Source organism: Amycolatopsis acididurans (assembly GCF_012328925.1).
GTDB classification, from domain to species: Bacteria; Actinomycetota; Actinomycetes; order Mycobacteriales; family Pseudonocardiaceae; genus Amycolatopsis_E; species Amycolatopsis_E acididurans.
The window spans coordinates 226517-250692 of record NZ_JAAXLS010000003.1 but is presented as its reverse complement, the minus strand read 5'-3'; the positions used below and the strand labels follow the sequence as shown (position 1 = coordinate 250692).

General features: G+C 70.6%; 23 protein-coding genes. 11 read left to right on the top strand and 12 right to left on the bottom strand.

The window, feature by feature from the left end:
• Nucleotides 1–54: 54 nt before the first annotated feature.
• Together HFP15_RS07790 and HFP15_RS07785 are read left to right on the top strand one after the other, a co-directional pair.
• On the top strand, nucleotides 55–2370 hold the full coding sequence (locus HFP15_RS07790; protein WP_168512977.1) for a RelA/SpoT family protein: 2316 nt from the start codon (nucleotides 55–57) through the stop codon (nucleotides 2368–2370).
• A 22-nt stretch (nucleotides 2371–2392) separates the two neighbouring features.
• Nucleotides 2393–3172: an enoyl-CoA hydratase/isomerase family protein gene (locus HFP15_RS07785; RefSeq protein WP_168512975.1), complete on the top strand. Its 780-nt coding sequence runs from the start codon at nucleotides 2393–2395 to the stop codon at nucleotides 3170–3172.
• A gap of 19 nt (nucleotides 3173–3191) precedes the next feature.
• Here the strand turns inward: HFP15_RS07785 and HFP15_RS07780 are convergent, their stop codons facing one another.
• Nucleotides 3192–4052, bottom strand: a complete 861-nt coding sequence (locus HFP15_RS07780; RefSeq protein ID WP_168513254.1) for a peptidylprolyl isomerase — start codon at nucleotides 4050–4052, stop codon at nucleotides 3192–3194.
• A 122-nt stretch (nucleotides 4053–4174) separates the two neighbouring features.
• Here HFP15_RS07780 and HFP15_RS07775 point away from each other — a divergent pair, with 122 nt between their 5' ends.
• Complete coding sequence (locus tag HFP15_RS07775) at nucleotides 4175–4762, top strand: MBL fold metallo-hydrolase (protein ID WP_168513252.1); 588 nt, start codon at nucleotides 4175–4177, stop codon at nucleotides 4760–4762.
• Complete coding sequence (locus tag HFP15_RS07770) at nucleotides 4759–5415, top strand: hypothetical protein (protein ID WP_168512973.1); 657 nt, start codon at nucleotides 4759–4761, stop codon at nucleotides 5413–5415. The genes HFP15_RS07775 and HFP15_RS07770 overlap by 4 nt, the downstream gene beginning before the upstream one ends.
• Here the strand turns inward: HFP15_RS07770 and HFP15_RS07765 are convergent.
• A complete protein-coding gene (locus tag HFP15_RS07765) occupies nucleotides 5372–5665 on the bottom strand; it encodes a hypothetical protein (RefSeq protein ID WP_168512971.1) in 294 nt (97 codons plus the stop codon). The genes HFP15_RS07770 and HFP15_RS07765 overlap by 44 nt on opposite strands.
• An 86-nt stretch (nucleotides 5666–5751) precedes the next feature.
• Nucleotides 5752–7254 carry a YibE/F family protein gene (locus tag HFP15_RS07760; protein WP_376768860.1) on the bottom strand — a complete coding sequence of 501 codons (1503 nt, stop codon included), beginning with the start codon at nucleotides 7252–7254 and terminating at the stop codon, nucleotides 5752–5754.
• Between the two features lie 134 nt (nucleotides 7255–7388).
• On the opposite strand from HFP15_RS07760, the gene HFP15_RS07755 reads away from it, so the two are divergent.
• Nucleotides 7389–7793 carry an SsgA family sporulation/cell division regulator gene (locus HFP15_RS07755; protein ID WP_168512969.1) on the top strand — a complete coding sequence of 135 codons (405 nt, stop codon included), beginning with the start codon at nucleotides 7389–7391 and terminating at the stop codon, nucleotides 7791–7793.
• Nucleotides 7794–7870: 77 nt separating this feature from the next.
• On the top strand, nucleotides 7871–9037 hold the full coding sequence (locus HFP15_RS07750) for a phosphodiester glycosidase family protein (protein WP_168512967.1): 1167 nt from the start codon (nucleotides 7871–7873) through the stop codon (nucleotides 9035–9037).
• A 99-nt stretch (nucleotides 9038–9136) separates the two neighbouring features.
• Here HFP15_RS07750 and HFP15_RS07745 read toward each other — a convergent pair whose 3' ends face one another.
• A complete protein-coding gene (locus tag HFP15_RS07745) occupies nucleotides 9137–11230 on the bottom strand; it encodes a transglycosylase domain-containing protein (RefSeq protein ID WP_168512965.1) in 2094 nt (697 codons plus the stop codon).
• Nucleotides 11231–11297: 67 nt separating this feature from the next.
• On the opposite strand from HFP15_RS07745, the gene sthA reads away from it, so the two are divergent.
• Nucleotides 11298–12758, top strand: coding sequence for a Si-specific NAD(P)(+) transhydrogenase (gene sthA, locus HFP15_RS07740; protein WP_168512963.1), 1461 nt, complete (start codon nucleotides 11298–11300; stop codon nucleotides 12756–12758).
• Here sthA and HFP15_RS07735 read toward each other — a convergent pair.
• Genes HFP15_RS07735 through HFP15_RS07715 form a run of 5 tightly spaced genes read right to left on the bottom strand, consistent with a single transcriptional unit; the run spans nucleotide 12745 to nucleotide 16444 of the window.
• On the bottom strand, nucleotides 12745–12891 hold the full coding sequence (locus tag HFP15_RS07735; protein ID WP_168512961.1) for a hypothetical protein: 147 nt from the start codon (nucleotides 12889–12891) through the stop codon (nucleotides 12745–12747). The genes sthA and HFP15_RS07735 overlap by 14 nt on opposite strands.
• A complete protein-coding gene (locus HFP15_RS07730; RefSeq protein ID WP_168512959.1) occupies nucleotides 12888–13937 on the bottom strand; it encodes a DNA polymerase III subunit beta family protein in 1050 nt (349 codons plus the stop codon). Before HFP15_RS07730 ends, HFP15_RS07735 begins: the two co-directional genes overlap by 4 nt.
• A 17-nt stretch (nucleotides 13938–13954) precedes the next feature.
• Complete coding sequence (locus HFP15_RS07725; protein WP_168512957.1) at nucleotides 13955–14674, bottom strand: WbqC family protein; 720 nt, start codon at nucleotides 14672–14674, stop codon at nucleotides 13955–13957.
• A gap of 13 nt (nucleotides 14675–14687) precedes the next feature.
• Nucleotides 14688–15341: a YdcF family protein gene (locus HFP15_RS07720; RefSeq protein ID WP_168512955.1), complete on the bottom strand. Its 654-nt coding sequence runs from the start codon at nucleotides 15339–15341 to the stop codon at nucleotides 14688–14690.
• Nucleotides 15342–15352: 11 nt separating this feature from the next.
• Complete coding sequence (locus HFP15_RS07715) at nucleotides 15353–16444, bottom strand: helix-turn-helix domain-containing protein (protein WP_168512953.1); 1092 nt, start codon at nucleotides 16442–16444, stop codon at nucleotides 15353–15355.
• Nucleotides 16445–16846: 402 nt separating this feature from the next.
• On the opposite strand from HFP15_RS07715, the gene HFP15_RS07710 reads away from it, so the two are divergent.
• From HFP15_RS07710 to HFP15_RS07695, 4 genes are all read left to right on the top strand, one after another.
• The gene (locus HFP15_RS07710; protein WP_168512951.1) at nucleotides 16847–17773 is read left to right on the top strand and encodes a dihydrodipicolinate synthase family protein; all 927 of its coding nucleotides are present in this window, start codon (nucleotides 16847–16849) and stop codon (nucleotides 17771–17773) included.
• 170 nt (nucleotides 17774–17943) lie between these two features.
• Nucleotides 17944–18579: a TetR/AcrR family transcriptional regulator gene (locus HFP15_RS07705; protein ID WP_312871506.1), complete on the top strand. Its 636-nt coding sequence runs from the start codon at nucleotides 17944–17946 to the stop codon at nucleotides 18577–18579.
• On the top strand, nucleotides 18576–19421 hold the full coding sequence (gene mmuM, locus HFP15_RS07700; RefSeq protein WP_168512947.1) for a homocysteine S-methyltransferase: 846 nt from the start codon (nucleotides 18576–18578) through the stop codon (nucleotides 19419–19421). The genes HFP15_RS07705 and mmuM overlap by 4 nt, the downstream gene beginning before the upstream one ends.
• Before the next feature lie 167 nt (nucleotides 19422–19588).
• Entirely contained in the window at nucleotides 19589–20395 is an 807-nt protein-coding gene (locus HFP15_RS07695) for an SAM-dependent methyltransferase (protein ID WP_312871505.1), read from the top strand.
• Here HFP15_RS07695 and HFP15_RS07690 read toward each other — a convergent pair.
• From HFP15_RS07690 to HFP15_RS07680, 3 genes are all read right to left on the bottom strand, one after another.
• Nucleotides 20392–21207 carry a UbiA family prenyltransferase gene (locus HFP15_RS07690; RefSeq protein WP_168512945.1) on the bottom strand — a complete coding sequence of 272 codons (816 nt, stop codon included), beginning with the start codon at nucleotides 21205–21207 and terminating at the stop codon, nucleotides 20392–20394. The two genes, HFP15_RS07695 and HFP15_RS07690, sit on opposite strands and share 4 nt — an antisense overlap.
• Before the next feature lie 89 nt (nucleotides 21208–21296).
• The gene (locus HFP15_RS07685; RefSeq protein WP_168512943.1) at nucleotides 21297–22535 is read right to left on the bottom strand and encodes a cytochrome P450; all 1239 of its coding nucleotides are present in this window, start codon (nucleotides 22533–22535) and stop codon (nucleotides 21297–21299) included.
• On the bottom strand, nucleotides 22535–24094 hold the full coding sequence (locus HFP15_RS07680) for a prenyltransferase/squalene oxidase repeat-containing protein (RefSeq protein WP_168512941.1): 1560 nt from the start codon (nucleotides 24092–24094) through the stop codon (nucleotides 22535–22537). The genes HFP15_RS07685 and HFP15_RS07680 overlap by 1 nt, the downstream gene beginning before the upstream one ends.
• Between the last annotated feature and the right edge of the window lie 82 nt (nucleotides 24095–24176).

Below are 24176 nucleotides of genomic sequence, written 5' to 3'. Positions count from 1 at the left end.
GCGCGTTACGCTTGATGTTCCAGGTACGGCACGCGCGATGAGCAGGAGGTGGGGGTGAGCCAGGAGCTGGATTCAGCGGCGCCCCACGACAACGCGTTGACGCATCAAGGCGTCACCAGGGCGCCCTCGGCCACCCGCCGCGTGCGTGCCCGGCTGGCGCGGCGCATCACGGCGCAGCGTGCCGCCTCGGTCAAGCAGGTGCTCGAACCGCTGGCCGCGATCCACCGCGAGCTGCACCCCGGTGCCGACCTGAGCCTGTTGCAGCGCGCCTACGACGTGGCCGAGGAGCTGCACCGCGACCAGCGGCGCAAGTCCGGCGACCCCTACATCACCCACCCGCTCGCGGTCGCCACCATCCTGGCCGAGCTGGGCATGGACACCGTGACGCTGGTGGCGGCGCTGCTGCACGACACGGTGGAGGACACCGGCTACTCGCTGGAGCAGCTGGCGGAGGACTTCGGGGACAAGGTCGCCCAGCTCGTCGACGGCGTGACCAAGCTGGACAAGGTCAAGCTGGGCACCGCGGCCGAGGCCGAGACCATCCGCAAGATGGTCATCGCGATGGCCCGCGATCCGCGCGTGCTGGTCATCAAGCTCGCCGACCGGCTGCACAACATGCGCACCATGCGGTTCCTGCCGCCGGAGAAGCAGGCCCGCAAGGCGAAGGAGACGCTGGAGGTCCTCGCGCCGCTCGCGCACCGGCTCGGCATGGCCACGGTGAAATGGGAGCTGGAGGACCTCGCGTTCGCGATCCTGCAGCCCAAGAAGTACGACGAGATCGTGCGCCTGGTCGCCGACCGCGCCCCCTCGCGTGACATCTACCTGCGCAAGGTGATCGACGAGCTGACCACGAGCCTGGGCAACTCACGGATCACCGCGAAGGTCGAGGGCAGGCCCAAGCACTACTACTCGATCCACCAGAAGATGATCGTGCGCGGCCGCGATCTCGACGACATCCACGACCTGGTGGGCGTGCGCATCCTGGTCGAGGACGTGCGCGACTGCTACGCGGCCATGGGCGTCGTGCACGCGCTGTGGCAGCCGATGCCCGGCCGGTTCAAGGACTACATCGCCCAGCCCCGCTTCGGCGTGTACCAGTCGCTGCACACCACCGTGATCGGGCCGGACGGCAAGCCGCTCGAGGTGCAGATCCGCACCTACGAGATGCACCACACCGCCGAGTACGGCATCGCGGCGCACTGGCGCTACAAGGAGACCAAGGGCACCCACAAGGGCACCGCCGTCGACGTCGACGAGATGGCGTGGATGCGGCAGCTGCTCGACTGGCAGCGTGAGGCCGCCGACCCCGGCGAGTTCCTCGATTCGCTGCGCTACGAGCTCGCGGCCCGCGAGATCTTCGTGTTCACGCCCAAGGGTGACGTGGTCACCCTGCCGGTCGGCGGTACACCGGTCGACTTCGCCTACGCCGTGCACACCGAGGTCGGGCACCGCTGCATCGGTGCGCGCGTCAACGGCAGGCTGGTCGCGCTGGAGCGCAAGCTCGAGAACGGCGACGTGGTCGAGATCTTCACGTCCAAGGCGGAGAACGCCGGACCGAGCCGCGACTGGCTGCAGTTCGCGCGCTCGCCCAAGGCCCGCGCGAAGATCCGGCAGTGGTTCGCCAAGGAACGCCGCGACGAGGCGATCGAGGCGGGCAAGGACGCGATCACCAAGGAGATCCGCAAGGTCGGCCTTCCCATGCAGCGGCTGGTGTCCGCCGAGTCCATGGGCGCGCTGGCCGCCGAGCTGCGGCACCCGGACATCAGCTCGCTGTACGCGGCCGTCGGCGAGGGCCACACCAGCGCGAAGCACGTCGTGCAGCGGCTGGTCGCGCTGATCGGCGGCGTCGAGGAGGCCGAGGAGGAGCTGGCCGCACGGTCCACGCCGTCCACCGTGACGCGGCGGCGCGGCGCGGGCGACGTCGGCGTGATCGTCAAGGGCGCGAGCGACGTGTGGGCCAAGCTGGCGCGCTGCTGCACCCCGGTGCCGGGCGACGAGATCCTCGGTTTCGTCACGCGCGGCGGTGGCGTGAGCGTGCACCGCACCGACTGCACCAACGCCGAAGACCTGCGCAAGCAGCCGGAGCGGCTGGTCGAGGTCGAGTGGGCGCCGTCGGAGAACTCGGTGTTCCTGGTGTCCATCCAGGTCGAGGCCCTGGACCGGCACCGGCTGCTCTCGGACGTGACGAAGGTGCTGGCCGACGAGAAGGTCAACATCCTGTCCGCGTCGGTGACCACGTCGCGGGACCGGGTCGCGGTCAGCCGGTTCGCCTTCGAGATGGGCGACCCCAAGCACCTCGGCCACGTGCTCAAGGTCGTCCGCGGCGTCGAGGGCGTCTACGACGTGTACCGAGTCACGTCTGCCTCGTAGCCGCGGCGGCTAGGGTCGTCCCATGGTCGATGGGCTGGAGTTCACGCGGGACGGCGAGATCGGGCTGCTGACGTTCGCGCGGCCGGAGAAGAAGAACGCGATCACGCACGGCATGTGGTCGGCGATCCCGGACGTCGTGACCGAGGTGGAGGCCGATCCCGCGCTCAAGGTCCTCGTGCTCACCGGTGCGGGCACGGACTTCTCGGCGGGTGCGGACATCAGCGAGTTCGGCCGGCTGCGGTCCTCGGCCGAAGGCGCCGCCGCCTACGACAAGGTCGTCGAGAACGCCGTGCGTGCCCTGTCCGGGATGCGCAAGCCCAGCATCGCCAAGATCCGCGGCAACTGCATCGGCGGCGGCTGCCAGATCTCGGTCGCGTGCGACTTCCGCTTCGCCGAGCACGGCGCGCGGTTCGGCATCACTCCGGCGAAGCTCGGCATCGTCTACGGGTTTCTGTCCACCCGGCAGCTCGTCTCGCTCATCGGTCCCGCGCACGCCCGGTACTTCCTGCTCTCGGGCCTGCTGATCGACTCCACCCGCGCGCGCGAGATCGGTCTGCTCAACGACGCGTTCGAACCGGGAACGTTCGAGCAGGAGGTCACCGCGTTCGCCGAGACCCTGTGCGCCCGCTCGCAGGCCTCGGTGCGCGGGATGAACCGCGTGATCGAGAAGATCGTGGCGGGCCAGCAGGACAGCGACGCGGAGTTCGACGCGATCTGGTCCGACGCCCTGCACGGCGACGACTACGCCGAAGGTGTGGCCGCCTTCCTGGCGCGCCGCACGCCGAAGTTCACCTACCGCTGAGGCCCGCCACGGCCTGCGGTCAGGAGATCGTGGCGCCGGTGAACTTGACCGGGGTCTTCGGCGCGCCGGTGCCGTCCTGGGCCTGGCTCTGCGCCGCCGACGCCGGGTCCACGCCGTCGCGGGCCACCTTGTCCAGCACCTGCAGGCCGGCGTCGGAGATGGAGCCGAACACGGTGTAGTCCGGGCTGAGCTGGGCGTCGCCGTAGACCATGAAGAACTGGCTGCCGCCGCTGTTGGGCTGGGACGTCTTGGCCATCGCCAGGATGCCGCGGCCGTAGGTCAGCTGCGGGAAGTTCTCGTCCGGAATGGTGTAGCCGGGGCCGCCCATGCCCGAGCCCGTCGGGTCGCCGCACTGCAGCATCTGCAGGCCCTCGGTGCCCAGCCGGTGGCACGAGGTGTCGGTGTAGAAGTTCTGGTTGATCAGGTTCAGGAAGCTGTTCACGGTGCACGGCGCGAGCGCGCGGTCCAGGGTCAGCGGCATGTCGCCCACCGAGGAGTGCAGGGTGACGTTGACGGTGCCGGTGGAGGGCACGTTCTTGCCGTTGGGCGCCTTGGCCGCCTTGCCGGCCTGCTGCGTCGTGGAGGCGGGGTAGTCGCACGTCGTGGGATTGGGCAGCGGCGTCGGGCGCGCGGCCTCAGTGACCCGCTGGGTGGGGATCTGAACCTGGCTGGTCGGCGCGGTGCTGGGCGGCGCGGCGTTGTTCGACGATCCGCCGTCGAAGGTCGTGAAGAAGACCACCAGGCCGGCGACGACCACGACCGCGCCCACGGTCACGCCAACGCCGACGATCTTGCGCCGTCGCGCCCGCTCGGCACGGCGAACGAGCTGCCGTTCGAGTTTGCGCTTCGCCGCCTCACGACGCTGCTGGTTGGTCGCCACCTGCACTCCAGAATCCACTCGACGTCACCGTTCGGGTGGCGGCAGTCTATGGGCACAGCCTGTGAGAACCCTGTAGAGGTCCGGTTAGGGTGGGCGCGCCGGATCAACGGGAGGTGAGTTTGGTGCTCGTCGTCGGGTTCGCGGCAGGCCCGTTGCGGACCAACTGCTACCTTCTGGCCACCGGCACCGACACCCGGTGCGTGGTCGTCGATCCCGGCCAGGATGCTCGCGAAGGAGTGCGGAAAGCGTTGCGGGAGCACGGTTTGACGCCTGAGGGGGTGCTCGCCACCCACGGCCACGCCGATCACGTCGCCTCCGCGGCGGAACTGGCGGCCGAGCACGGGGTGGCCGTCTGGATCCATCCCGGCGACCGCGAGCTGCTGGACGCGTCCGCGCGTGATCTCGCCGACGGCGACACGCTGGAGCTGGCAGGTCTGGACATCGCGGTGGACCACACTCCGGGACACACGCCGGGGTCGGTGATCTTCCGGCTCCGCACCGCCGAGGGCGGGCGGATCGCGCTCACCGGTGACACGCTGTTCGCCGGTTCGATCGGCCGCGGCGACCAGCGCGTGCTCGCGGAGTCGTTACGGGGCAAGCTGCTGACGCTGCCCGACGACACCGTGGTGCTGCCGGGACACGGCCAGGCGAGCACGATCGGCCGCGAGCGGGCGGGCAATCCACTGCTGGCCGGGATGAGCGCGCGGTGAGCGAACCGAATCCGGCGCGCGAGCCCGAGCGGCTGCCGCTGCATCAGGAGAACGCGGCCCTGCGCCGCCGTCGTCTCGTGTCCGGGCTGATCGGTGCCGTGCTGTTCGCGGCGGCATTCGGCGGGATCGCGGGGCTGATCGGCGGCCGGATCGCGGGGCTGGTGGTCGCGGCCGTGGTGGCGCTCCCGCTGTTCTACGTCGTGCTCTACAACGTCCGGCGCAGGCTGTGGCTGGAGGGCGACAAGGTGCTGGTGCGCACGTGGCGCACCCGGCCGGTCAGCATCACCGGGGCCGACCGGATCGACCTGCTCGTCACCGACCTGCGCGGCATGCGCACGGTGAGCCTGCTGCTGGGCACCGGGCAACACCGGCGCCGGCGGGTCAAGATCGACCTCGCCGTCTACGCCGGTACCGGCGGGCGCGAACTGGGTGTGCTGGCGCTGCGGCGGCTGGCCAACGCGCTGATGAACAACATCGAGGCCAACGGCATGGTGTTCTCGGAACTGCTGGTGGCGCAGCTGAAGTCCGAGGCGCGGGGCGATGGCGCACCCGACCGCCCGCTCTACCGGCTCGCGTCGGCGGCGCCCTCGGGCAAGCTCGCGCAGCGGTTCACGATGGACGCGGTGAGCCGCTTCGTCGCTCATCTCGACTAGCCACCCGGCCGTTGTCCGCGGGCCGGGAGGCCACGACGCGGCGTTCGATCTCGGCCAGCTGCCCGCGGATCTGCTCGAGCTGGTAGATCACCTCGGGCAGCTCCTGCGCGGCGAAGGTCGCCAGCCGCTCGATCTGCTTGACCGCGTCACGCATCTCGGCGAGCACCACGGTCAGCCGGGGCACGCCGCGCACCGCGTTCGTCGTGGTGCGAGCGGCGCGGGACAGGCGTCGTGCAAGTCCGCAGTCCATCGCAGGCCCCTCTCTGCTCGCTGCGGGCCTTCCTACCCCACCTTCCGGGTGATCACCACACCGGGTTCGCGGCCTGTGACCGCTGTTTACTGCTGTGACGCCTGAGGTTTCTGCTGGCCGGCGATGAGTGCGGCGAGCACGGTCGTGACGGGTACCGCCGCGACGATGCCGACGCTGCCCGCCAGCGTCCGCACGATCTCCTGCGCGATGTCCTGCGAGCCGAGGATCGCGCCGAGCCCGACCCCGGAGATCGAGGAGTACAGCATCACCGGCAGCGCCGCGCCGGCGTAGGCCATGACGAGCGTGTTGACCGCCGAACCCACGTGGTCGCGCCCGATCCGCAGGCCCGCGCTGTAGAGCTCCCGCCAGTTCAGCGCCGGGTTGGCGCGGCGCAGCTCCCACACGGCGCTGGTCTGGGTGACGGTGACGTCGTCGAGCACGCCGAGCGCGCCGATCACGATCCCCGCCAGCAGCAGCCCGCGTGCGTCGATGCCGTGCCCGAGCGAGCCGATGAGCGTCGAGGTGCTGTCGTCCAGGCCGGTGAGCGACGCGGCCGCGGAGAAGATCACCGACAGCACGCCGATCAGCGCGAGACTGACGATCGTGCCCAGTACCGCGACCGAGGTCCGCGCGGACAGGCCGTGCGTGAGGTAGAGCGCGATGAACATGATGATGCCCGCGCCCACGATCGCGACCAGCAGCGGGTTCTGCCCGCCGAGGATCGCGGGCAGCACGAACAGCACGAGCACGACGAAGCTGAGTACCAGCGCGCCGAGCGCGGCGAGGCCCTGCCAGCGGCCGAGCACGACGACGGCGATCGCGAACAGCCCCGCGAGCACGGCCAGCGGCAGGCCGCGCTGGAAGTCGACGAGCTGGTAGGAGCTGGGATCGTGGGCGTCGCCGCCGTTGTAGCTGAGCACGACGTCGTCCCTGGCGGCGAACCTGGGTGTGCTGGGCTCGATGGGGACGATGAGCTGGACGGCCGAGCCGGCGGCCGGCCCGTCGGTGAGCGCGACGTTCACGGTCAGGCACGGTTTCTCGGTGGTGCCGGGCTGGTCACCCACGTGTACCTGGCCGGGCGCGAGGCACGGGCCGCTGATCGCGGTGGTGATGGTGCCGTGCACCGGGGTGCCGGACTGGTAGGTGCTGGTGGGTTTCGCGGTGCCCCACGGGTAGAGCACGAAGGCGGCGACCACGGTGGCGAGCGCGAGCGGGGCGAGCAGCCAGATCAGCAGCAGCCGGACGCGCCGTGACGCCGGTGCCGCCGGCCCGTGCGCGTGTCCATGGCCGTGACCGGCGTCGGCATCGCGGCGGTGGGTCTTCGCCACGCCGCCCGGCCGCGCGGTCGCCGGTTCGTGCCGCGGCACCGTCCCGGCTTTGGCCGGTTCGCGGTCCGACCGGGCCTTGGCCGGTGCCTCTCGTCGCGCGCGAGCGGGCCGTGCGGCGCCCGCTTCGCGCCGTACCGGCTGCTGCGCGCCCGGCTCGCCGGCGAACCAGTCGTAGCCCGTGGCGTCGCCTGGGGAGCCGGAAGCGGGCGGGATCCGGCGGATCGGGCCGGTGTCGGCTTCGGCGAGGTCGTCGTGTGGCACCGGGTCATCGTGCACAGTCGCGCCGGTCGCGGCGCGCCCGGGTCGAGGTGTGCGATTTTCTTCCCGGAACCGGCGTAACGCGGGGCCATCCCGGACGTCTGGTCTGTGACAGCCTCGCAAACAGGAGGATCGCCATGGCCCCCGGCGTCGTGGAGCACCACCAGTTCGTGACCCTCAACGGGTGCGGCACGCCCGTGTTCTCCCGTTGGTCCTATGTGGCCGGCGATCCCTTCGCGGTGTCGCTGTCCTTTCGCGCCGAGCAGGGCGTCTGGATCGAGTGGGTGTTCGCGCGGGATCTGCTGCTGCTCGGGTTGACCGAGCCCGCGGGACGCGGCGATGTGCGGGTGCGTCCCGATCTGTCCCTCGAACAGGACGTGTTCGTGCTCGAACTGGAGTCGCCCGACGGCTACGCGGTGGTCGAGATGCGGCGTGAGGACGTGGAGTCCTTCCTCGACGCGACCGATCAGCTCGTGCCGGTGGGCGCCGAAAGCGAACTGGTCGACGTCGACGGGGTCATCGCGGCGATCATCGGGGTGTGAGTTCACCGGGAGGCGGATCCCCGTTCACCCCGGCATGATCAGCTTTGCGCGGAGCAGAGCCGATCGAAGGGGCCGCGATGAGGATCTTCCGTCGTTGCGCCGCGCTGGCCGCGGCATTGACCCTGCTGGTGGCGCCCGTGGCCGCGGCGAGCACCGGCCCGGCCGTGAGCTACCGGTCCTACACCGTCCAGACGGCGCACGGCCCCGCCGTCGTCCACCTCGTGACCGTCGATCTGCGGCGCGCGGACCTGGGGCTGCTGCACCCGCAGGACATCGCCGAGCGCGCGACCGTGTCCGCGATGACCACCGCCCAGCACGCGGTGGCCGGGGTCAACGGCGACTTCTTCAACATCAGCGACGCCCATCCCGGGATCACGCCCACCGGTTCCTCGGTGGGGCCGGAGATCGCCGACGGGCACGACCTCAAGTTCGCGGTGCCCGACGGGCAGCGCTTCGGCCCCGGCATGCCGCCCGGGGCGAGCACCAAGATCGTGTTCGGCATGGGGGAGGACCGCCGGGCGCGCGTGTCCAGCCTGGAGCTGACCGGTGCCATCCGTTCCGCCAAGGGCGTTTTCGACGTCGAGGGGCTCAACCAGTACGCGCTGCCGGTAGACGGGATCGGCGTCTACACCCACGACTGGGGCGAGGTCTCGCGGGCGCGGGCGGCGTGTGGCACCGACACCGACCGCGAGGCCGCGTGCACGACCGCGACCGAGGAGGTCGTGGTGCGCGACGGCGTGGTGACCACGGAGTCGGGAACGCCGGGCGCGGGCGAAATCCCGCCGGGCACCGTGGTGCTGGTCGGCCGGGAGAAGGGTGCCGGCGAACTGAAGGCACTCGACCCCGGCGACCACGTCAGCGTGGGCAGCAGGCTGCGAGAAGCGAAGGTGCCGCCGTTCGAGTTCGCCGTCGGCGGCTTCCCGATCCTGGCCGGTGGGCAGCCACTGTCCGGTTTGGACGCCACCACGGTCGCGCCGCGCACCGCCGCCGGTGCGAGCGCGGACGGCCGCACGGCCTACCTGCTCACGGTGGACGGCCGGACCACGGCCAGCACCGGGATGAGCGTGGCCGAGGTGGCCGCGCAGCTGCGCTCGCTGGGCGCGGCGTCCGGGGTGAACCTCGACGGCGGCGGCTCGAGCGCGCTCGCGTTCGCCGATCCCGGCCAGATGCCGACCGTGCGCAACTCCCCGTCCGACGGCATCGAACGCGCGGTCGCCAACGGGGTCGGGGCGTTCAGCCGCTGACGGAGCAGGCGCTTCCGCCGCACGTCCCGGTACCGCCGGAGCACGGCCGGGAAGCCCGCGCGAGCACGGGTTCGGCAGCACTCGGGTGCCGATCTCGGCTCAGCCCCGCGCGTCGAGGTAGGCCGGGTCGGGCGCCGGGAGCGGGATGTCCGGCCGGTTGCCGAGGATCGTGGTGAAGGCGCGGAAGTACGGCGGTGCCGCGACCGTGCCACCGAACGCGCCGTTACCACAGTTGCCGAGGTGCACCGGGGTGCCGGGGCAGATCTCCTGCGGGGTCCGGCCGTCGGCGAACACCAGCGAGGACACGGCGTAGTCGTCGACGCCGCCGACGAAGGCGACCGATTCGCTCTCCTGCGTCGTACCGGTCTTGCCGATGTCGGCGTGGTGCCAGCCCGCGGCCTTGGCCGCGGTCGCCGAGGTACCGGACACGGTGTCCTGGCTCAGGCCCGCCTCCAGCGTGTTCGCGATCGCGGGGGAGACGGCCTGCTCGCACGCCTGCTGCTTGACCGGCACCGGCGCCCCGTACCGGTCGGTGACCGACAGGATCGGGTTGGGCGGGCACCACGTCCCGCCGCTCATCAGCGTCGCGGACACGTTGGCCATCTCCAGCGGGCTGACCGGGCTGTCGCCGAGGGTGAAGGAGAGCTTGTCCTGGAAGTACTGCGACTGTGGCTGGCTGTACTGCGTGTTGCTCGACGACGGGTCGGGCGTGGCCCCGGCGTCGTTGGTGTTCAGCGAGTACCGCAGGCCCAGCCGCCGCGCCATGTCGAGCACCGCGGGCATCCCGACCCTCGACTCCAGTCCCACGAAGGCCACGTTCGGCGACAGCGCCAGCCCGTCCCGCAGCGAGATCGGGTTGCTGTAGTGCCCGTCGTTGCGCACCGGGTAACAGCTGGTGTACTGGTTCGCGTTGGGCGGGGTGAAGCAGTCGCCGTCCGGGTTGGGCAGCGGGGTGTTCAGCCCGGCCTTGCCGGTCTCCATCGCCGCCGCCGAGGTGAAGATCTTGAACGACGAGCCCGCCCCGAACACGTCGGAGGCGTTGGCGACCATGTCGGTGGACGTCTCACCCTTGGCCGGATCGGTGCCGTAGTTGCGGTTGGCGACCATCGCGAGCACCTCGTGCGTCGTGGACCCGGGGCGCACCACCGCGAAGGTGTTGGCGACACCGTCCTGTGTGGTCGGTACGTTCGCGTCCACGGCGTCCTTGACGGCCTGGCTCACGCCAGGGTCCATCGTCGTTTTGACGGTGTAGCCGCCGGTGGCGAGCTGGTCCTGGGTGAATCCGGCCGCCTCCAGGTAGCTTTCGGCGTACTGGCACAAGAAACCGGCGTCGGGCGCGGCGCCCATGCAGGTGCTCGACGGAAGGTCCGGACCGCCCTCGACGACGCCGAGCGGCGCCGCCTTGGCCGTCTCGGCGTCGGACGCGTCCAGCATCCGGTTGGTCACCATCGCGTCGATCACGACGTTGCGCCGCTGAAGGGCCTGATCGGGGTGCGTGTAGGGGTTGTAGAGGTTCGGGTTGTTCACCATGCCCGCCAGCAACGCGGACTGCTGCACGTCCAGCTTGTCCGGTGTGGTGTGGAAGTAGGCCTGCGCGGCGGCGCCGATGCCGTAGATGTTGCCGGAGAATTCGACCACGTTGAGGTATCCGGTCAGAATGTCCTCTTTGGACTCGGTCTGGCCGAGCTGTACCGCGATCTTGGCCTCACGCAGTTTCCGCGCGATGGTGTCGGCGCTGTCGGCGTACTGGGCCGCCTTGTTGTTCCGGTCCACCACGTTGATGAGGTAGTTCTTCACGTACTGCTGGGTGATCGTCGAGCCGCCCTGGGTGCTGCCGCCCGAGCTGTCGTGCAGCGCCGCGCGCACCATGCCCTTGACGTCGACGCCACCCTCGGAGAAGAACCGGTGGTCCTCGATCGAGACGATCGCGGCCTTGGCGGCGTTGGAGATCCGGTCGTAGGTCGCCGGTACCCGGTACTGGTCGTACAGCGTCGCGATCGGGTTGCCGTCGCGGTCGGTGACGGTGGTCACCAGCGGCTGATCGCTGTTGGCCAGCGTCGCGGAGATCCCGTCGACGGCGTCGCTCACCTGGTTGGACAGCAGCCCGGCGCCGAGCGCGACGGGCGCGGCGACACCCGCGGCCAGCACTCCGGCGACGGCACAATAAGTCAGAAGTCTCGGCACCCCACGCACTCACACCAAGATAGTGATCACCAGGTGAGACCAGTGTTGCGAGTTTCCCAAGCGCGGGTAAAGGACGATGGCTTGTCTTGCGCGCCGGGGTGGTGGTGAGCAGGCTTGGCGGGTGACCGAATACGACTACGACCTGATCGTCATCGGGTCCGGGCCCGGCGGGCAGAAGGCGGCCATCGCCGCCGCGAAGCTGGGCAAGCGCGTCGCGGTCGTCGACCGGCAGGACATGGTCGGCGGCGTGTGCGTCAACACCGGCACCATCCCGTCGAAGACGCTGAGGGAGGCCGTGCTCTACCTGACCGGGATGAACCAGCGCGATCTCTACGGGGCGAGCTACCGGGTCAAGCAGGAGATCACGATCGCGGACCTGATGGCCCGCACCCGGCACGTGGTGGGTCGCGAGGTGCAGGTGGTGCGGGCGCAGTTGCTGCGCAACCACGTGGACCTGCTCCCCGGCACGGGCCGGTTCGTCGATCCGCACACGGTCGCGGTCGCCGGCGCGCACCGGGGCGATCGCGCGCTGCTCAGCGGCGCCCACGTCGTGATCGCCACCGGCACCCGCCCCGCGCGCCCCGGTCACGTCGACTTCGACGCCGAACGGGTGCTCGACTCCGACGAGATCCTGCGCCTGGAGGAGATCCCGTCCTCGCTCGTCGTGGTCGGCGCCGGGGTGATCGGCATCGAGTACGCGTCGATGTTCGCCGCGCTCGGCAGCCGCGTCACGGTCGTCGAGCAGCGCGAGCGGATGCTCGAGTTCTGCGATCCGGAGATCGTCGAGTCGCTGAAGTTCCATCTGCGCGATCTGGCGGTGACCTTCCGGTTCGGGGAGAAGGTCGCCAACGTCGCGGTGTCCGACGACGCCACGGTCACGACCCTGGTCAGCGGCAAGCGGATCCCGGCCGACGCGGTGATGTACTCGGCCGGGCGGCAGGGCATGACCGACGAGCTGGATCTGCCCGCGGCGGGGCTGGTGGCGGACAACCGGGGCAGGCTCACCGTCGACGAGCACTACCGCACCGAGGTGCCGCACATTTACGCGGTCGGCGACGTGATCGGCTTCCCGGCGCTGGCGGCCACGTCGATGGACCAGGGCAGGCTCGCGGCCTACCACGCGTTCGGCGAACCGGCCCACGAACTCGGCGCGTTGCAGCCGATCGGCATCTACACGATCCCCGAGATCTCCTACTGCGGCGCGACCGAGGCCGAGCTGACCTCCTCGGCGGTGCCCTACGAGGTCGGCACGGCGCGCTACCGCGAGCTGGCGCGGGGCCAGATCGCGGGCGACTCCTACGGGATGCTGAAGCTGCTGGTGTCCACAACGGACCGGAAACTGCTCGGCGTGCACGTGTTCGGCACCGGCGCGACCGACCTCGTCCACATCGGACAGGCCGTGATGGGATGTGGTGGCACCGTGGACTATCTGGTGGACGCGGTGTTCAACTACCCGACGCTGTCCGAGGCGTACAAGGTCGCGGCGCTGGACGCGACCAACAAGATCCGTGCGCTGGAGCGGTTCACCACGGGCTGATCACGACGCGGTGGCGCGGCGGATCATGGTGCCGTAACCATAGGCCGCGCAGGGTTTCGCGCGCGCCCGCCGTGTCACCGGTGTGGCCGAGCGCGACCGCGCCGGTGATGGCTGTCATCGTCAGGTCGGTCATCGGGAGGATCCTTCCGGTGCGACGGGCATGGCCACGGTGGTGAGGTCGCCGTCGTCGGCGGAGCGCACGACGACCGGCTGGTCCGGCGCGGCGAGATCGAGCATCACGTCCGGGCCCAGCGCGGTGCTGATCGCGGGGTAGAGGACGGTGACGTCGAACTCGATGCCGATCGCGGGTCCGGTCACCGCGGCGGCGACCGGTTCGCCGGACACGAGCAGTTGCGCGCCCGTCTCCAGCCGGGCCCGGTGCCCGGGAAGCGCTTCCAGCCGCCGCAGCAACGCGTTGCGGGACAGCACGACGCGGGTGCGCATCGCGGGCAGGGACGCCAGCATCCGGCGGTAGTCGGGGAACGGCTCGCTCAGCGTCCGGCATTCGCGCGTGTCCTCGTCCCCGTCGAGGCGCAGCGTTCCCGGCGCCAGGCTCAGCCGGAGCCGGTGCCTGCGGCGGGCCCATGGCAGCGCCAGCCGGAGGTCGTCCGCGTCGACGGTGGCCGCCCAGTCCTGCTCGGGTGCCCGGCCGGGCACGAGCGTGCGGGTGGACAACCAGTAGCGGTCGGTCGCGGTGAGCACGATGGCCTCCGCCGAGACCTCGATGCGGACACCGTTGAGCACGGGCAGCTCGGGCTGGTCCGGGGTGGCCGCGGTGAGGATCTGGTCGATCGCGGCGGTGAACACCGCACCCCCGAGGCACACCGACGGCCGCGCGGGAACGGCCGGCAGCGAGGCCTTGAGCGTGGCGGCCGTCTCCCGTGCCCGGCGCGCGTGGTCCGCGAGCGCGGCGACGTGCCCGTCGATGATGCGGCTCGCGTCCTCCCCGCCGGAGGCCAGCACGGTCGCGATGTCCCCGAGCGGCAGCCCGATCTCGCGCAGCCGGCGGATCGCCCGCGCCTGCTCGGCCTGGGCGGGCGCGTAGTAGCGGTAGCCGGAGCTCTCGTCGACGCCGGCCGGGGGCAGCAGCCCGGAGTCGTCGTAGAACCGCAGCGCGCTCGCGGTCAGCCCGGTGGCGCGGGCGAACGCGCCGATGGTCAGTAGTCCGGAGTTGGTCACGCGCCCATGGTGGGGCTTCAGCCGACTCGAAGGTCAAGCCCGGTCAGCTCGTCCCGGATCGCTTCGGGACCCAGTGCGGCGAACGCCCACAGTGCGCTCAGCGTGCGCATCCCGTCCTTGCGCGCGAGTTCGGGCGGCGGCGGATATGCCACGGTGAGGCCGCGCGCCGCGAACGGAGCCTCGTCGAGGTAGCGCGCCCCGCCCTGCCCGCACAGGTAGGTGTGCGCGCCGACGGCACGCGTGAGGTCGGCCAGCCGGGGCGAGCGCTGCGAGCTGGCGGTCAGGCTGCTGCTGCGGACCACCTCGCCGCGCCAGCCGAGCCGGGCCAGCATCGCGCGGGTGGACACCTCGGCCACGTTCACCAGCAGCCCGGTCAGCTCCAGTTCGGCCAGCACCTCCTCGAGGATTTCGGCCGCGGCGGGCCAGTGCGGGCCCCGGCCGTAGTACTGGCGCACGAGCAGCGCCACGCGGCGCGCGGCGTCCGGGTCGGCCACGCGCAGTTCGTTGATCAGGCTCGCCCGGCCGCGCGGGCGGTGCACCGGAACGGTCAGCCAGCGCTGGGCTGCCGGATCGTTCAGCGTCGCCAGCCGCGCGCGGTGCTGGTAGTCGCGCGCGTTGAACTGGACGTCGTCGAGCACCACCCACACGTCGGCGCGGAAGATCTTCGCGAGCGTCGAGGTGCGGGGAAAGAAATTCGGTTGATGGACGGCACAGGATCTCGGGTAGGTCTCGGCCACGGCCGGTATTCGATCACAGCATGCGACTGGAGAATCCGGCGGCCACGAGTCGTTGATACGCCGCGTACACGGATGGGGGAATTTCCTGCGTGATAGCGAATCCCTGACCGGGATACTCGATGATTCGTTGAAGATCGCCGATCATCATGTCGATCAGCTCGGTGCCGTGGTCCCGGGTTTTCGCGTACTCGGACAGCGTCATCGGCACCGACGAGCATATCGGTTCCACCTCGGGCCACGTTTTCCGGGTGGTGGCGAACGCGCGCCGCTCCATGTACGGCATGGAAACGAGCAGCACCCTCCGCACCGGAATTCCCGTTCGCTCCAGCAGTTCACGCGAAAGAATGATGTTTTCACCCGTATTAGTGGCGCGGGGTTCGACGAGGATCGCGTTGTCCGGCACGCCGAGTTCCAGCGCCCGCTCGCGGTAGTGCACGCCCTCGCCGCGGGGAAAGGTCACGAAGGTCTCGCGGCTGTTGGCACCGCTGAACACCACGACGGGGAACAGTCCCCGGCGGTAGAGCGCGGCGGCGTGCGCGGCGACACCGAGGTCGTTGCAGCCGAGCGCGATGGCCGCGTCGCACTGCCGGAGACGATGGCCCAGCCGGTGATAACGCCAGATGATTTCGGCGTCGGCCCACGTGCGGTCGATCAGTTCTTTCCGCATTTCTCGTGTTTTCACGCCTGCCGCACGAACCCGGCGCGGATTCCCTCGATACTGCGCAGCTGGTGGAAGAGGCGGTATTCGGTGGACACCTTCGCGCAATGGTCCAGAATCGTCATTCCGGTCTCCGCCGTCGCCCGGTCGGAGAGCAGGATATGCGCGTGTGCGGTACTCAACCGCACTTTCTGCAAGGGCGTGTCGTTGACCCGGTTGCTCAATGCGACCTCGATCGCCTGGTTGGCCGCGGTCAGATTTCCCGAACCGCGGTACGCGAGCGCGAGTTTCTGGTGCGCGATCGACCAGTCCGCCGGTTCGTCCATCGTCTCGAAATCGTGAATCGCGGGCACGATGTGGCGGGTCGCGGATTCGTTGAGGCCGCGTTTGCTCAACGCCGTGCCGACCCACAGCCGGGCCTGGGCGCGATCGTGGCTGCTGAGCCGCTCGTCGGTGGTGAGCGATTCGTACTGCCGGGCGGCGGACTCCAGCCGCCCCGCCATCTCGTCGAGGACGACGAGCTTGAGTTCCAGCTGGGCGACGCGGCGTGGCGTGCCGAGTTCGGTGAACACGCGCAGCGCCTTGCGATAGTTGTGCTGCGCCGACATCGGGCCGTGGGTCACGCCCTGGTCCTGCTGGACCTCGCCGAGCAGGCGCAGCGAGCGGGCGTAGAGGTACATGCCGCGGGTGTCGTTGCTGTTGGGCTGGAAGCGGCCGAGCCAGCGGTCGAGCAGCGTGCGGGCGAGCGGGAACTCCTGGCGGCCGAGACAGGCCAGCGTCCGGTCGAGGTCGTCGGCCCAGGACTCGTAGTCGTGGCTCGTCTGCGCGACCGCTGGGGTCCCGGCACCGGCCTGGCGCACCAGTACCTCGAACCGGCGCCGCGCCTCGGGCTCGGCGCGGGCGAGCGCGGTGTCGAGGATCGCCTGCGTGTCGGGGCGCGGAACGGTCGCCGCGCCGCCGGACTCCCATTTCGCCACGGTGCGGACGGCGACGCCGAGGTAGCCTGCGAAGCCGCGGACCGACAGGCGCAGCGCGTGCCGGAGCAAGCGCGCCTCCCGCCCGCTCCAGTGGTGGGCGGTGGCGGCGACCTGGTTGACGTCGGCGGGAGCCACCCGATGAGGTTAACGCGACCGGTGCCCGGAAAGTACACCGTAAGTGCAACGACAGTTCGTTTCCGTCACCATTTCCATCGTTCAGCCTAGAGACAGGCACTCGTCGCCGGGCTTGACTCCTTTGTCCCGGGCCGATTCCCCGGCTTCGGGTGCCGCTCCACGTCTTTCCTGCCCGGCGCGAGGACGATCGCGCCCCCGGCACCCGCGCACCGAGCCCTTGACCGGGCGGCCGTCGCGGTTCTACAGTCCCGGCCAAGAGGTAGGACGTCCGATGTCCTGGCGCCGGTGGCGGCGAGGTGTGGAGGTGCTATGGCTTCGCCCTCGTTCTCGGTGTCCATTGTGGATGAGTCGACGTGTGTCAAAGCCCTGCCGTGAAAGCAATATCGATCGAATCGGAGCCCCATGACGACGAAGTTCGCCGGCATCATCCCGCCCTTGTGCACGCCCTTCCACGCGGACTTCACCGTCGACACTTCTTCGCTGCGGCGGCACATCGGCATGCAGCTGGACGCCGGGGTGCACGGGCTGTTCGCGCTCGGCTCCAGCAGCGAGGTCGCGTTCCTGCCCGACGCGCAGCGACGCGCCGTACTGGAAACCACGGTGGCCACCGCCGCCGGGCGGGTGCCGGTGCTGGCCGGCTGCATCGACATGACCACGTTGCGGGTGGCCGAGCACGTGCGCACCGCCGAGGCGCTGGGCGCGGACGCGGTGGTGGTGACCGCACCCTTCTACACCCGCACCCACGTCGCGGAGGTCGAACGGCATTTCCGCCTGCTGCACGAGATGACCGCGCTGCCGGTGTTCGCCTACGACATCCCGGTCGCGGTGCACACCAAACTGGACCCCGCGATGGTGCTGCGGCTGGCCGAGGACGGCGTGCTCGCCGGGCTCAAGGACTCCAGCGGCGACGAGGCGGGCTTCCGCCGGATCGTGCTCGCCAAACGGGAACGGGGACTGGATTCGTTCGCCGTGTTCACCGGATCCGAACTCGTCGTGGACGCGGCACTGGCGATGGGGGCGGACGGCGCCGTGCCGGGTCTGGGCAACGTCGACCCGGCCGGATACGTGGCGCTCTACGAGTACGCGCTGGCCGGGAACTTCGAGGCCGCACGGCGCGAGCAGGAGCGCCTGTTCCAGCTCTACGACATCACCACGGCGGCGCCGCCCGAGCGGATGGGCCGCGGTTCTGCCGGGCTCGGGGCGTTCAAGGCCGCGATGAAGATGCGCGGGTTCATCGACGACGCCGTCCTGGCGCCGCCGCAACTGCCGCTGGACGCCGGGGAACTCGGCCTCATCGAGCGGAAGCTGGCCGAGGCGGGCCTGATCTGACCTCCGGCGGACCTGGTCCACAAAGGACGTGCCCTGACGAGCGCCGTTGGCCTGGTCGCAACCGGCGACCTGATCGCCGCCACTCCCGGCGCGGGCCCTCCCATGATCGTCTAATGTGGACTTTTCCGGTTCCGTCGGCGAATCGCCCCGTCCGGGCTTACCATGGAGCGGTGACCGGCACCACCGCGACGGCACCACCGCGTAACGCTTTCCGAGAGCAACAGTGGCGCGAGGCGCACGAACGCTACCTCGACTGCGCGCGCCAGGTTTTCGGCAGCCTCGGCTACCACGCGGCGACGGTGGCCGACATCGTCGCCGCGGCCAACGGCAGCCGCGCCACCTTCTACGCCCATTTCCGCGACAAGGCCGACATCGCGGCCGCGTTGTTCGAGCGGGTACTGCCCGCGGGTGCCGCGATGTACGGGCGCATCACCGAGTTCCCCGAGCTCAACCGGGAGCACGTGCGCAGGTGGCTGGACGAGCACGTGCTGCCGTTCTGGGCCACCTACGGCGTGGAGATCGATCTGGTCAACCACGCCATGGCCGCGGATCCCGGCGTGGCGGCGCGGCACTACCAGTGGGGCATGGAAGCCGTGCGGCAGTTGCGGCCCTACCTCGCGCGCTGGACCGGCGAGCACGAGCAGGCGGGGCTGACCCGGGCACTGCTGCTGGTGCTGCAACTGGAACGGCTGTGCTACCACTGGCTCGTGCGCGGGGTCGAGCACGAACGCGGGATGGTGCTGGACATCCTGGCGGATCTGTGGGTGCGCGAACTCGCGGTACTGCGGGAAGGCCCGCGCGGGTGATCGTGCTCGACGGCGGGCTCGCCACCGAACTGGAGGCACGCGGGCACGACCTGTCCGACGAGCTGTGGTCCGCGCGGTTGCTCGCCGACGCTCCGGACGCGATCGTCGCGGCGCACGAGGCGTTCTTCCGCGCCGGAGCCCGGATCGCGACCACGGCGAGCTACCAGGCCAGCTTCGCCGGGTTCGCCGCGCGTGGTCTCGACCGCGCCGAGACCGCCGCGCTGTTGCGGAAAAGCGTTGCGCTGGCACGAGAGGCCGCCACGCGGGCGGGCGGATCGCGCTGGGTGGCCGCGTCGGTCGGGCCCTACGGCGCGACACTCGCCGACGGCTCCGAGTACCGGGGACGGTATGGGCTCAGCGTCGCCGAACTGACCGCGTTCCACCGTCCCCGCGCCGAAATCCTGGCGAGCGCGGAACCGGACCTGCTCGCGCTGGAGACGGTACCGGACGTGGACGAGGCGGTCGCGATGCTCGCCGCGATCGACGGGCTAGGGGTGCGGGCGTGGCTGTCCTACACGGTCGCCGGTGAGCGCACGCGCGCCGGGCAGCCGCTCGACGAGGCGTTCGCGGTCGCGCGGGGCAACGACCAGGTGATCGCGGTCGGCGTCAACTGCTGCGATCCCGCGGACGCCGCGCCCGCGGCCGCGCTCGCCCGTGAAGTCAGCGGCAAACCCGCGATCGCCTATCCCAACGGCGGGCAGGAATGGGACGCCGCGGGGCGCCGCTGGAGGGGGCACTCCCGGTTCGATCCCGACACGCTGGGCGACGTGAATTACGCCGGCGGCTGCTGCCAGGTTCGCCCGGCGGACATAGCGGCACTGGCCGCTACTTACTCTCTGTAATCGTGGTCCCGCTCTCTGGTTAACTCGGATAGCTCGATCAGTCGGAAAAAGAACATCGATGTAACCACCGCGCCATACCGCGCCCAATCGCAGTAGAATCGCGGACCTGCGTGGCTGAAGATCGGTCACCGGACAGTGGGACACCGGTAAGAGGAGGCGTACCTCTGGTGGCATCGCCTATCGAAGCACCTGGTCACGAGAGCATGACCTACCCGAGCATCGCCCGGGTCAACGACTTCTGGCTCGAGGGTTTCAACCACAACGCCTCCGACCAGGAGTACGCCGAGCACATCGAGCTCTGCGCCCCGCACATCCCGTACCTGGTGCGCGCCTCGCGGCAGCTGACCGGCCGGATGGTGCGATACCTGGTGGACCAGGGCGTGCGCCAGTTCATCGATCTCGGCTCGGGCATCCCCACCCGGCGCCACGTGCACGAGGTCGCGCAGGAGCGCGACGCGGAGTGCACCGTCGTCTACGTCGACTTCGACCCGAGCGTGGTGGCCGACGCCAGGGACGTGCTCGCGGGCAACGACCGCGTGGCCTACCTGGCCGCCGATATCCGCGACCCGGAGTCGATTTTCGGCGCGCCCGAGCGGGCCCGGCTCATCGACCTGAGCAAGCCGGTCGGCCTGCTGGCCATCGAGACTCTGCTCTACGTCTCCGATTCCGACAACCCGGCGGCGCTGATCCGGTCCTTCGTCGACCGGCTCGCGCCGGGCAGCTACCTCGGCATGACCCACTGCTCGGAGAACGCGGAGCTACGCTCGGGGCTGGAGATCTTCAGCCGGATGTTCGGTGAGCCGCCGGATGTGGCGCTGCGCGGCCGCGAGGAGTTCGAAGGTTTCTTCGCCGGGCTGGACATCGTCGAGCCCGGCGTCGTCCCGGTGACCCTGTGGAACCCGCTCACCGAGGAGGACGTGGGCCGCAATGCCCACCTCGCGCACATGTTCGCCGGCATGGGCCGCAAATCCTAGAACATCAGCGCGACCGCCGCGATCAGCACCTCGCCCAGGGCGACCACGGGCATGGTGCGCTTGAGCATGCTCCGGGCAGTCGGCGGGTTCCCGGCCGCTGTCGCGGGTAGCTGCGCCGCCGCGATGCCGAGGAACACCACGTGCGCGGCCAGGCCCAGCGCGGCCCCGGCTGGCCCGTAGCGCCGCCCGAGTCCCCAGCCCAGCAGCATCAGCCCCGTCACCAGCAGGGCGCAGGCGGCGAGGTGGGTGCGGACCAGGCCGTAGCGCACGGTCGGGGTCGCGATGCCGCTCGCGGTGTCGGCCGCCTGGTCGGGCAGCGCCCACCACACGGTTCGTGCCACCGACAGCACGGCGACGCCGGCGGCGATGAGCCACACGTCCGCGGTGATGTGGGGCGCGACGGCCGTGTAGCCCACGAGGCACGGCAGCCCGACCGAGGCGACGCCGAACGCGACCGAACCCGCGAATCCCCGGCGCTTGAGCCGCACCGGCTCGACGTTGTAGAGCAACTGCGCCACCACGATCAGCGCGGCCCAGGACAGCGGCTGCCACCGGCCCCAGCCCAGCCCGGTCGCGAGCAGGGCCAGGGCGGCCAGGATCAGTTCGGCGCCGGCCCAGTCGAGCGCGCGGGACCGGCCGAACCGGCCCGCCGCGCCCGCCAGGTACCGCTTGTCCGCATGCTGGGAATCCGTCGCGTGGTCGACGGCCACATTCAAGGCCAGCGGTGCGACGATCAGCAACAGATTCGCCGCGATCGCGAGAATGGCGGGAGCGGTGAGTAACCGTGCCGCACCATTGCCGGCGAAAAGCACTCCCCAAATGGCGTAGCAGGCGTAATTGATCGGCAATGGGAATTGCAGGCGGTGAATGACGACGAAATCGTGCCACACCGGGCGTGTGGCTAATCCCGGCATTTCAGTATCCGGATCCGCAGTCTGGGTGAGGGCGCCATCGCGTGCCCGCGCAACTGGGGGACCCCGGCACGTGGATCGACGCACACCAGCTCCCGGCGGCGCAGCATCGCCGCGACGATCATGCGTACCTCGGCCTGGCCGAGCTGGCTGCCCAGGCAGTGCCGGATCCCGCCACCGAAGGGAAAGTAGCGCTGCGGGGGAACCCGGCCGCCGAGGAACCGGCCCGCGTCGAAACGGTACGGCTCGGCGAAAGAGTCCGCGCGGTGGTGCGCCAGGTAGATGCTCGGCGTCACCACGGTGCCCGCCGCGACGGTGCCGCCGTCGAACGGGCAATCCCTTGTCAGGACACGGTTTCCGGCCGCGGGCACCGGTGGCGTGATGCGCAGGGTCTCCTGCACGACGGCCTGCAGCACCGGAACCTCGTCCGCGGCGAACCCGTCCGAGGAGGACACCTCCGCCACCACCCGCTCCCGCAGGGAATCGTCGCGGCTGAGCCAGAACAGCGCCCACGCTGCCGTCGACGCCGTGGTCTCGTGCCCGGCGAAGAGCAGCGACACGATCTGGTCGCGCAGTTCGCCGTCGTCGATCCCGGCGAACGGGCTGTCCGCGCCGAGCAGCTGCCCGGCCAGCGTGGCCGGGTTCGCTCGCGCAGCCGTACGGGCCGCGGCCGTGAGCGCGTGCTCCAGTGTGGCGCCCGGCAGCGGCAGATTTCCCTTGACATAACGGTAAGCGAGGGTGCGGTACCGTGAGCCGAGCGCGCGGTCCATCCACGCCGCGAACGGTTCGAGCACCCCCTCGTCGGCTTCGCCGAAAACGATGCGTGCCATGATGCGCAACGCGATCCGCCGCGTCCAGTCCGCGATCGGCGGTTCGGCACCCGTGGGCAGCGCGTCGATCGCCTCGTGCACCGTCGCCGCGATCATTTCGCGGTACCCGGCCAGCCGGCGGCCGCGCAGCGGCGTGCCGAGCACCCGGCGGTAGCTCGCGTGCCGCTCACCTTCCTGCCACAACAGGGATTTCGGGCCCATCAGCGGGCGGAACGATCTGCTGCCCGGATGTCCGAGGCGCTGGTCCGCGCGGAAGACCGCCTCGATCGCGTCCGGATGCCACACCAGCAGCCTGCGCCCGGGATGCGGCCGCAGCTCCAGCGCCCCGGCGGGAAGCTGCGCGCGGGAGTCCAGAAAGGGCAGCGTGCGCAGCGCGAACCGGAGCTCCGTGCGGTTCATCAGGCCGTCCGTCGGGCCCGCGTCGGGCGCGACCGCGCGACCAGCGCCGCCACGCGGGGCTGGGTGCCCGCCAGGTGCAGCGCGGCGATCGTCTCGGCCCGCACGATGCGCGCCGGGGTGTAGAGATCCTTGTCGTGCCACAGTGGTGGATGCACGTCGTTCCCGGCGTCCAGCAGGTACGCGCAGCCGCGTGCCGCCGCCTCCTCGGCCGCGGGGTCCCCGGCGCGAAGCAGGATCTGGACCGCGTACGCGGTTTCCTCGACGGTGCCCTGCCAGCGGCCCCACGACCCGTCGTCGCGCTGGGTGGCGAGCACCCAGCGGACCGCCTTCCGGGCCGCCGCGGTGCTTTCCGGGCAGCGCGTCAGCGCGGTGAAGCAGCACACGGTCGCGTAGTACGGCGAGGCGTGCCACTTGTCCGACCAGCTGCCGTCGTCGTGCTGCCGTGCGGAAAGCCAGTGCGACAGCTCGCGCATCGTCCGCGCCTCACGGGGCCCGGTCGCGGGCTGGGCCGCGAACGCCTGCAGCACATGGGCGTTCGTGGTGACCGACGGTGTGCGTTCGTCGGGATAGGTGCTGAAATGATCGCCGGTGTGGTATTCCCACAGTGGATCGAGTGGCTGGGGCACGCCGAGATTGGCCAGCGCGTGCAGCGCGGTCGCCGTGTCGTCGGCGTCGGTGGGCAGCCCCGCGCCTCCCGGGACGCCGGAGGCGGTGAACGCGGCACGCAAGCCGCGCACGACGCCGGGCGGGACGGTCACCGCAAGCCCGGCATCGGTGAAGGTGGCCAGCACCCAGGCGCGTTCGAATACGTCCAGTGGCGCGGCGACCGGCACCGGACCGCCGTGCCTGGCCTGCAGCCGGTGCAGAAAGCGCATCCCGGCGTGGGCGTTGCCGTTGGTGGCGTGGGTGCCGAACCACGCGGCGGTGGAGGCCGGCGAGCACCCGGCGCCGAACTCGGTGGGAGTGACGAACGTCGCGCCGCGCGCCGACGGGCCGAGCATTTCCAGTGAATGACCCAGCTTCTCGGGCAGCGGGTGCCCGGCCGTGGCCGCTTCCCGTAGCGCGGCCAGCAGGTCCGGATAACAGCCCGGCGGGCATGATAGCCGCTGCCCGTCCGGCCAGAACCGCAGCCCTGGCAACGGTTTCGTCTCGAGCGCGGCCAGCCGTGCGTTGATCTCCCCGGTCAGCCACGGCACGAGCAGTTCGACCGCGACCGTGTCCGGCAGCGCGCCCTCCTTGTCCGGGCCCGATTTCGCGAACAACGCGCGCAGGCCGCGCTGCGCGGCGACGGCCACGTGCGGCGCGCGCGTGCGAGCCAGTTCGGCCAGCAGTGCCTCGGTCGCGCTGAGCGTGGGCAGCAGCCCGTACCCGCCTGGACCGCCCCAGTCTCCGGTCGCGCTCTGCTGGTCCAGCAGGAAGCGAATTCGGCCGTCGTGACCGGCGAGCGCGGGGGCCACCGTGACCAGTCGCGCGGATTCGTAGACCGAGGGCGAGAAATCGCCGCAGGGATCGGCGGCCATCTCTGTTGTCAGCCGCTGTGCGAGGTTCGTCAAATTCATTCTTCCCGCCCACCGATAATGTGCGCGAAGGCACCGCCACGAAACCGCGGCCGCCGTTAAGGGAGATACCCAAAGTAGCATT